1 rRNA gene is annotated in these 1,370 nt (G+C 47.4%); it reads right to left on the bottom strand.

Annotation, left to right across the window (positions count from 1 at the left end):
- Window positions 1–1,360, bottom strand: a 23S ribosomal RNA gene (locus IDG64_RS14300); the annotation flags it as partial.
- Window positions 1,361–1,370: the final 10 nt, after the last annotated feature.

The following is a 1,370-nucleotide window of genomic DNA, read 5'->3' as shown; positions in this document are numbered from 1 at the left end:
CTTCCTCTGGAAACCTTAGTCAATCGGTGGACGGGATTCTCACCCGTCTTTCGCTACTCACACCGGCATTCTCACTTCTAAGCGCTCCACATGTCCTTACGATCATGCTTCAACGCCCTTAGAACGCTCTCCTACCATTGTCCAAAGGACAATCCACAGCTTCGGTAATATGTTTAGCCCCGGTACATTTTCGGCGCAGTGTCACTCGACTAGTGAGCTATTACGCACTCTTTAAATGATGGCTGCTTCTAAGCCAACATCCTAGTTGTCTGGGCAACGCCACATCCTTTTCCACTTAACATATATTTTGGGACCTTAGCTGGTGGTCTGGGCTGTTTCCCTTTCGAACACGGACCTTATCACCCATGTTCTGACTCCCAAGTTAAATTAATTGGCATTCGGAGTTTGTCTGAATTCGGTAACCCGAGAGGGGCCCCTCGTCCAAACAGTGCTCTACCTCCAATAATCATCACTTGAGGCTAGCCCTAAAGCTATTTCGGAGAGAACCAGCTATCTCCAGGTTCGATTGGAATTTCTCCGCTACCCTCAGTTCATCCGCTCACTTTTCAACGTAAGTCGGTTCGGTCCTCCATTCAGTGTTACCTGAACTTCAACCTGACCAAGGGTAGATCACCTGGTTTCGGGTCTACGACCAAATACTAAACGCCCTATTCAGACTCGCTTTCGCTACGGCTCCACATTTACTGCTTAACCTTGCATCAAATCGTAACTCGCCGGTTCATTCTACAAAAGGCACGCCATCACCCATTAACGGGCTCTGACTACTTGTAAGCACACGGTTTCAGGTTCTATTTCACTCCCCTTCCGGGGTGCTTTTCACCTTTCCCTCACGGTACTGGTTCACTATCGGTCACTAGAGAGTATTTAGCCTTAGGAGATGGTCCTCCCAGATTCCGACGGAATTTCACGTGCTCCGTCGTACTCAGGATCCACTCAAGAGAGACAACATTTTCGACTACAGGATTATTACCTTCTTTGATTCATCTTTCCAGATGATTCGTCTAATGTCGTCCTTTGTAACTCCGTATAGAGTGTCCTACAACCCCAACAAGCAAGCTTGTTGGTTTGGGCTCTTCCCGTTTCGCTCGCCGCTACTAAGGGAATCGAATTTTCTTTCTCTTCCTCCGGGTACTAAGATGTTTCAGTTCTCCGGGTGTGCCTTCTGATATGCTATGTATTCACATATCGATAACATGACATAACTCATGCTGGGTTTCCCCATTCGGAAATCTCTGGATCAAAGCTTACTTACAGCTCCCCAAAGCATATCGTCGTTAGTAACGTCCTTCATCGGCTTCTAGTGCCAAGGCATCCACCGTGCGCCCTTAATAACTTAATCTATGTTTCCA

The sequence above is a fragment of the Staphylococcus sp. EG-SA-15 genome, from assembly GCF_017151895.1.
GTDB lineage: Bacteria > Bacillota > Bacilli > Staphylococcales > Staphylococcaceae > Staphylococcus > Staphylococcus aureus.
This window is presented reverse-complemented; position numbering and strand designations above follow the sequence as displayed.